The organism is Desulfovibrio sp. 1214_IL3152 (assembly GCF_036763055.1).
GTDB lineage: Bacteria > Desulfobacterota > Desulfovibrionia > Desulfovibrionales > Desulfovibrionaceae > Desulfovibrio.
Genome location: NZ_JBAIYW010000089.1, coordinates 1 through 7961, shown reverse-complemented (window position 1 = coordinate 7961; position 7961 = coordinate 1). Strand labels below are relative to the sequence as shown.

Annotated in this window: 6 protein-coding genes; 3 read left to right on the top strand and 3 right to left on the bottom strand. The window is 56.1% G+C overall.

Annotation, left to right across the window (positions count from 1 at the left end):
• Positions 1-280: 280 nt before the first annotated feature.
• From V6C07_RS01745 to V6C07_RS01735, 3 genes are all read right to left on the bottom strand, one after another.
• On the bottom strand, positions 281-1909 hold the full coding sequence (locus V6C07_RS01745; protein ID WP_333534674.1) for an outer membrane homotrimeric porin: 1629 nt from the start codon (positions 1907-1909) through the stop codon (positions 281-283).
• A gap of 150 nt (positions 1910-2059) precedes the next feature.
• Complete coding sequence (locus V6C07_RS01740) at positions 2060-2473, bottom strand: squalene cyclase (protein WP_333534673.1); 414 nt, start codon at positions 2471-2473, stop codon at positions 2060-2062.
• A gap of 773 nt (positions 2474-3246) precedes the next feature.
• Positions 3247-5469, bottom strand: coding sequence for an ATP-binding protein (locus tag V6C07_RS01735; RefSeq protein ID WP_333534672.1), 2223 nt, complete (start codon positions 5467-5469; stop codon positions 3247-3249).
• Positions 5470-5473: 4 nt separating this feature from the next.
• Here V6C07_RS01735 and V6C07_RS01730 point away from each other — a divergent pair, with 4 nt between their 5' ends.
• The 3 genes from V6C07_RS01730 to V6C07_RS01720 all read left to right on the top strand — a co-directional run.
• A complete protein-coding gene (locus tag V6C07_RS01730) occupies positions 5474-6094 on the top strand; it encodes an energy-coupling factor transporter transmembrane component T family protein (RefSeq protein WP_333534670.1) in 621 nt (206 codons plus the stop codon).
• Entirely contained in the window at positions 6087-6839 is a 753-nt protein-coding gene (locus V6C07_RS01725; RefSeq protein WP_333534669.1) for an energy-coupling factor ABC transporter ATP-binding protein, read from the top strand. Before V6C07_RS01730 ends, V6C07_RS01725 begins: the two co-directional genes overlap by 8 nt.
• Positions 6840-7247: 408 nt before the next feature.
• A partial coding sequence (locus tag V6C07_RS01720) for a PAS domain-containing protein (protein ID WP_333534668.1) occupies positions 7248-7961 on the top strand: 714 nt, incomplete at its 3' end.

Here is a 7961-nt window from a genome sequence, read left to right as displayed (position 1 = left end):
CTCTGGCGGCTGCGTGAGCAGACGTTCGCTACGGAGGCGTAAGCGCAGTTTATCTGCGCGGTTAAACGCCGAAGTGAGCGTGCCTTAAACTTTGAGAATGTATATTCTCAAAGTTAATCTGCTCTAATGCTCGAAACGGGGATGATGAGGCCAAGGGGATAACAATAAATCCGCTGCCTTCCAGAGAAGGCGGCGGATCAATACGCGCGGGAAGGGGACGCGCGCGGTTGTGGGATATATTCCGGGGCTTGATTCAAGCCCCGGCTGCTTTTAGCAGAGATTAGAAGCTGTAGGCAAAAACGAGCTGCGCTTTCCAGGCATCCTGCTTTTCAAAGGAGCCATTGCCGCTGCCGCCATAGTAGCCGTCTTTTTTCCAGGTGTCTTTATCAATCATGTTGGCAACGTAGCCCAGTTCAAGGTTGGCTTCCAGATTTTCGTAGATCTGCCACTGGTTGATCAGGTTGAACTCCAGCAAGCCGTCGTTGGTGGTCAGATAAGGGCCATCCACGCCAAAGCCGCTGTTCCACGAAGAGGCGGACTCCATATACTTGACCATGGAAGGAGCGTTGGTGCCGCCCCAGTAGGCCACGCGCAGGGTGTGCTTGATGTCTTCGATGAAGCTCATGTCTTTAAGCTGACCACCGATGCCCCAGGTGCCGGCATAGGTCATATTCCAGTCGCAGATGTCGCCGGGGCCAGCGCCCCAGGCCATGTTGCCATCACCCACGAAAGAGGTGAAGTTGCCCGCTCCGGCAATGGAGGGCATGCGCTTGGAGCCGCTCTTGATATCGCCGTCATCACCGGAACCGTACCAGCCGAAGATGCCGGGGGTGGCCCAGTCCATCTTGTACTCTACAAGAGCCTTGGCAACAAAGCCCTGGCGCTGGGTGCTGCCGCGAACGATATCGCTATCGTTGCCGCGCTTTACCACATCGTAGCGGCCCATGCTTTCAACGTAGCCGTAATTGATGTCAAATTCGATATTGAACGGGTCGAACATGGTGATGCCAATGGGCAGGCCCACCCAGAACATGTTGCCATACTGCTTGTTCGTTGTGCGGGAATCAAGCGGAGTGGCGCCGGCAAAATTGAATCCTTCGGTCAGGCCGGGCAGGCTCTGGCCAAGGATACCGTCGCTGGTTTCCCAAGGTTCGTTATTATTGATTTCGCTCAGGCCGCGCAGGGCGTTACGTCCCAGCATGCCGTACATGGCCCAGGGGGTAACCTCTACGCCATCAAAGGTCACAGGAACGGAGACAGCGAAAAGATCAATGTTGTCCAGATAGTTGTTCTTCGCCTTGCGGTCGCCGTTGCCGTATTTCTCGGCATCGAAGTTGTCATTGACCGGGCGCGCCCAGAAAGCGGTCAGGCCAACGTTTTCATTGAACTTGTAGTTGCCGACAACAGCAGCCACGTCGCCATCAAGCACAGCGGATCCGCCAGCCATATTGGGCAGGGCCAAACCCTGGATGCCCATGCGAACGCGGGCGTCAGTCTGGGGAATGATCCAGTCAAGATAAGCGTTCTTCAGTTTGATGACGTTGCTGCCGTCAGCACCAAGAGCGCCGCCTTCATCGGCTTTGCCCCAGTTCTGGGTGCCGATTTCAAAATAAACGGTACCGGACAGGTTTTCGGAAGCAACGGCGTCCAATTGAAGACGCAGGCGCTGAGCAGCGCCGAACATGTCGTTGTCGTTAATTTTTTCTTTGGCATAGCCGCCCTGCGGGGTACGTGCATGGGAGGCCAGAGGCGCATCAGCCACGCCGAAGCCCATGAGCCATTCACCCTGCGCCTTAAATTCGATGGCCTTGGCTCCCCCGGCCGCACCCACGAACATGCCGGCAGCAAGCAACGCCACCATGCAGCTTTTTTTGAAACGTTGCAGAAGTTTCCTTTCCTTGATGCTCATACCTTTTCCTCCATATGGTTTTCGCGGTTTACGCGGGAACTTTTCCGCAATGCCGCGTTATGGGCTGTGTGCCTCATAGTGCAGACAGAGATGGCGCCAGGCCGTAACCATCAAAGGTGTTTGTTTTGTTGCGTGACAGGCGGGAGGCGCTCAGTTGTGGCGTTCGTGCTCGTGATCGTGCACGTGCTCCTTCTTGTGATGACCGCATTTGCAGTTGGCGCAGTTGCCTTTGCAAACGTGCTTTTTTTCTTGCTGGATAAGCACACGGTTGCCGTCAACCGCCATGGCAAAACCACTTTCTCCCTTAAAGATCACTCGTTCGGTGCCGAAGCCGCCAAGGATCAGAGAATTCTTGAGCGTGCTGACAGCTGAGGGAACGGGCTGGTGCACTTGGCGCACGTCAATGAAAATACGTTTGCAGTTCATGTGGTTGATGCGCAAAAGATCAATGACAGCGTCAGCCTGGCGAGGGCCGAACTGGTCATTGAGACAAATGTGAAGATTGTCTTGACTGAAGCGGTGGGTAACGTCAGAAACCGGTGCAGAATCACCATTATAAGCCATGCTTTGCCTCCGCTGTATGTAATTGCATGGCGCACCTTGGCATAGTTGAAAAACGATGTCAACAGAATTGAAATTCTTTTTCAAAAACTTTGGAGCAGAAGTTCGTATGATGCTGCAAAAATAGGAGTTCTCATGCATGAAACCCATACGGCTTTGTATCACAAAGGGTGGCTTGCCGTGCCATTAGAGCATTTTAACTTTGAAAAAGTGTAAATGATCTAACGCAGCCCGAAAGTGCAGCGCGTCGCAATGTGGCGCGGATTCAGCCGAAAATCGTATTTTTCGGCTGAATGAACACTTTGAAATGTAAAGTATTTCAAAGTTAATCTACTCTAGAGCAGATTAACTTTGAGAATATACATTCTCAAAGTTTAAGGCACGCTCACTTCGGCGTTTAACCGCGCAGATAAACTGCGCTTACGCCTCCGTAGCGAACGTCTGCTCACGCAGCCGTCAGAGCAATTTAAAAGTTAAATTGCTCTAGCTTAGCTTCATTTTTAAACCGCTGTGATAGATGCGTGACCAGATGCGCGTTGCAAGGGCGAAAGTGCAGATACAGTGTCTATCCTGGGGACTGCGGGCAGAAGAGGACAGGGCATGCGTTTGCGCTCTTGGGTCCATAGTGTACGTTGTAATCTGTCCAAATTATAATGTTCGCAAAGCTGAAATGCTCTGAATAGCCGGGGCGTTCATGCCGGGAGCGAAATGATAACGCCGTCGCCCAAAGGACGACGGCGTTATCATTTCGCTTGATGTAAAAGGCAAGGCAGAGATCAGGCAGCCCTGATGTTTCCGTGCTCCACGTGAAAAAGGGCAGCAGCGGGATCTGTTTTGCGCAAGAGGTCAACCATGTGAGGTTGGCAGGTAAAGTAAAGCATCTGATGCCCCTTGCCGTTTGTTTCGGCCGTCAGGTCCACAAAGGCCCTCGCCGTGCGTTCGGCCCGCTTGGGGTCGAAATTGACCAGCACGTCATCCATGATGACAGGCAGGGGGGCGGCATGGGCCGCATGGTTTTTGATGTAGGCCAGCCTCAGGGCCAGGTATGCCTGTTCGCGCGCGCCCCTGCTGAGATTTTCGGGGGCAAGCGCTTCGCCTTGGGCAGGCAGAATGCTCAGGGTTTTATCCTCAAGAGAAGCGTTGATGCCCCTCCACCGGCGCCCTGTGATGCGCGCGAATATTTCTGAAGCAAGGCGAATGACCTCGGGCTGCCGTTCGCGTTCAAAGGTGTTTTTGGCGGCTTCAAGAATGCCCCTGGCAAGCGCTCTGCGGCTCCATTCATACGCCATGCGTTGCATGCTTTCTTCCAGCGTGGCAGCTTCTTGCTGCAATTTTGCCAATTCGTCGTCATGCGACAGGGCCTCCACCCTGGCGCGCAAGCTGCTGACCCGGTCGCCCAGTTCCTGTTCCTTTTCCTGGAGTTGAGCAAGTTCCGCAGCGATTTCTGCGCAACGGCTTTCCTGAGCCTCACGGCTTTCGTGCTCAAACTGTGGCAAAAAATCTTCAAGCGGGCATTTGTCAGCCGCAAGGCGCAAGGCATCTTCAAGGTCCAGTTTGCGTTGTCCCAACTTACGTTGTTCTTCGTGCAGCGCCGCCTGACGCAAAAAATCTTCGGCGTCGTGTGCCCCGGCAAGGGTAAGCAATCCGCACTCGGCATGCAGAGCTTTATCCAGAGCTGCCTGGGCGGCACGAACCTCATCGTCAAGAGCGGAAAGCTCCTGATCCATAGTCTGTCGGCGTGTGCGGGCCGTGACGGCGCTTTCCGCTTCTTCAAGCAAAGAGTCAAGGCTGAGCAGCCAGTCCGGACTGCCATCAGTGTCAGTTTTGGGCGAACGGTTCAGGCTGTCGAACTGGAGGGCCAGGGGTTCCCGCAGTGCGGCCAGTTCTGAACGACTTTGAGCCAGTTCAGTTTTGGCACGCTCAAGGGCCGATTCCGCAGCCAGGCAGTTTTCCATATACTTGAACGCTTCTCGCACGGTTTCCGGATCAAGCTCCGCTCCAAGCCCCAGGCCTTCAAGACAATGTGACCATTGGCTGCGGGCGGCAGCAAGCCGGTCTTCGGCACTGCGCAGTTCCGCAGTGGCTTCAGCCTGACGGGTGAGGACGCGCTGTCTGTCACTTTCCGCATTCTGGAGCGCTGCTTCGGCCTTGATGCGCCGTTCACGCGCGGTATCGGCCTCCCGGCATGATTCCAGTATCTGGCGTACAACTTCGGCAAGCATGTCTGAAAAAGCGGTCTTGGATGTTGCGTGGCGGGACGATTCCGCCTCTGTGGCCTGTACCGGCAGGGATGCGGCCATTCCTTCCCCGGCGGGCAGACGTTCGGCCACAGCGGGGAATCGCTGCATGTGTTCTTCGGCATAGGCAAGGCCGTCCTCAAGGGTGCGCAGTTCATTCAGGGCTGCGGCCACGGCGCTGTATGCCAGCCGGGCGGATTCAACCTTGGCGAAAAAAGCCGTGGCTCCCTCTGGCGCGGGTACATTGCCGACCTTGAGGGTAAGCATGAACTCATGCCAGCGGCGGCGGGTTTGCTGCACCACGCTTTCGGCCTCCTGATACAGAGCCTGGCGCTTGCTTACCTCGGTGCGCGCAAGGTCGAGAGAGCGTTTGAGCGCATCCATGTCCTTACGAGCGCGCTCCTCAAGGAAGCACTGTTCCCGTTCCCGCTCCAGCAGCACCTCTGTGGCTTCCAGAGTGACCATATCCATATTCTGCACCTGGGCTGTACGGCAAAGCTGGCGGGCCTGCTCTTCCAGCTCCGCCACATGAGCGGCGCAGGTGTCACGACGGCCGGTCAGCTGGGCCAGTTCCTTTTTGCGGCGTTTGGCTTCCGGTCCATTGTGCGGCAGGCCGCCAGCAAGAAAGCCCACGCCGCAAAGCAGTACCAGATAGCCGGACCAGAGATTGACCGGCAAGTCCACGCCTTCGCTCAGGGCAATGTTTGTAAGCCCCATGCGCCAGTAGGCCAGCAGCAGGGCCACGCCAGCAGCGAAAAACAACAGAATGCTTCTGCTGATCGCGGCCAGGCCGCCCCTGCTGCCGCTGCTGCGCCGTCTGGCTGTGGTCAATATTTTTGTGGCTTTTCTGTGGTGCGTTACGCCCATTACCATGCCGGGGCGCGAAGTCGTCGGTTGGGGTCCTGTAAGCATCAGCGCGGAAGGGTTGCATCTGGCCCTGCTGGTGAGCATCAAATCCAATGCCATTGTGTGCATTTTTCTGGCTCTGGTTGCCACCATGAATGCCTCCACTGCCGGACGCGCCCTTGAATGCCTGCGCTGCCCGCGCAAGCTGGTCTTTCTTTTCCTGTTCACGGCGCGCTACGTGCATGTTATCGCGCAACAGTGGCAAAGCCTGAGCGTGGCCGCCCGTCTGCGGGGTTTTCGCCCCAAAAGCGACATGCACACCTACCGCACTCTGGCAGCACTGCTGGGGCTTTTGCTGGTGCGCAGTTATGAGCGTTCCCTGCGAGTTCGCGAGGCCATGCTGCTTCGGGGATTCTCAGGACAATTCCATTCAGTGGCGGTGTTCAAGGCCCGTGCTCTGGACGTCCTTTTTGCCGTATTTGTGCTGCTCTGCCTTGCGGGCATCGTGGCCGTAGAATACAGGGATACTCTTTATGGCTGATACTATGGATACGGCACGCGCCATCTTTGCCCTGGAAAACATCCACTTCAGCTACGAGCGCGACGGGCAGCGGCATGCGGTGCTCAATGGCGTTGATCTGGCCCTCATGCCGGGGCAGCACGTGGGCTTTTACGGCCCCAACGGCAGTGGAAAAACAACGCTTTTCCGCTGCATTACCGGGTTGGCGCGCCCGCAGCAGGGCCTTGTGCGCTTTCACGGACGCGCGCTGCAGACCGAAAAAGACTTTTATCATCTTCGTTGCGCCGTGGGTTTTGTACTGCAGCACGCCGAAGACCAGCTTTTTTTCCCATCAGTGCTTGAAGATGTGGCCTTTGGCCCGTTGAACCTGGGTTTTTCGCCCGAAGAAGCCCGGCAACGCGCGCTTGAAACCCTGCGGCACATCGGCCTGGACGGCTTTGAAAACCGCCTGACGCACAGGCTCTCCGGCGGAGAAAAGAAGCTGGTTTCCCTGGCTGCCGTGCTGGCCATGCGACCGGAAGCCCTGCTGCTGGACGAGCCTACCAACGGGCTGGACAACGAGGCGCGCCAGCACATTACCGATGTTTTGCGCGGGCTTGACACTGCCCGTATAACCATTTCCCATGACTGGGATTTTCTGGCACAGGTTTCGTCCACCTACCTCACGCTGGACAAGGGTCGCCTGAACGCCGATGCCCCGGATTTTACCCATGCCCATACCCATGCGCACCCGCTGGGCAACGAACCGCACGCACATACGCCTTAAAAAGACTGTTCGTACCTGCCATCTGCAGGCTGCCCGGCGGCGGCAAAATCCACAAAGGACATCCGTTTTCCGGCTCACAAAATTTGGCGCGGTGAAATAGCATATCACGCGCAAAAACCCCCAGCCGCCTCAAATTCAAGCCGCGTTTTTTTTCAAAGGGACATAAAGGATACTGGATTTATATTCGTATATCCATTATACTGAACATGTTGCTGTTTTTCCTGCATGACACATGCAAAACGGCAGATCCCACAAATCAATCCATCCTGTCATCATTCCACCGATCTCTTGTAATAATGCACGGTTGACACTTTTATGCCGAAAAAATCAAGCATTATACCAGAATATATACAAATCGAATCACACGATCCTGTCTGGGAGTGGCACACGGCATCAGACAGGCTTTTCATGAGTGTCGGAGCGCGTGACCAACTGCACCTGGAAAGCAATCCGCCGCGCAGCATGAAAGACTATCTGGAGCACTGCCCCCTTGAAAGCCTGGCCCAGCTGCTTGAGTCTCTGGAAACAGCGCTCAACGGCTCCCACGGGCCGCACCTTGAAGTTTTTTATCCTTTTGACGATTTTTGGGTGCGCTCGCAGATACTGGTCTTACGGCGCGACGTTTTTGGCCGCGCCACACTGGTCACAGGGTGCAACGTGGCTTTGGAAAAACAGCGTCCCGCTGGCGAGGGGCCAGCGCGCCCCACCCACCCGCCACCCCGAAATCTGCCCGAAATCGCGGTTCTCTCCACCACCCGCAATGATACAAGCCGCCTCATGCTGGCGCTCAATGCGGCCAGTGACGGCCTTTGGGACTGGAACCCCAGCACCAATGTCATCTACTTCAGCCCCCGCTATCTGGACATGCTAGGTTATACCAGCGACGAGTTCCCGCCCCTGTCCACATCCTGGACCAGCAAAGTCCACCCGGACGACTATGAAAACATTGTTCCCATGCAGATCGAATTCATCAACGATCCCAAGCAGGGTGACAGTTTTGAGTGCACCTACCGGATGCGGCGTGGCGACGGAACCTGGGCCTGGATTCTCAGCCGGGGCTATGTGACCCACCGTGATGAGCACGGCAAGGCCGTTCGCGTGGTGGGCCTGCACACGGACGTC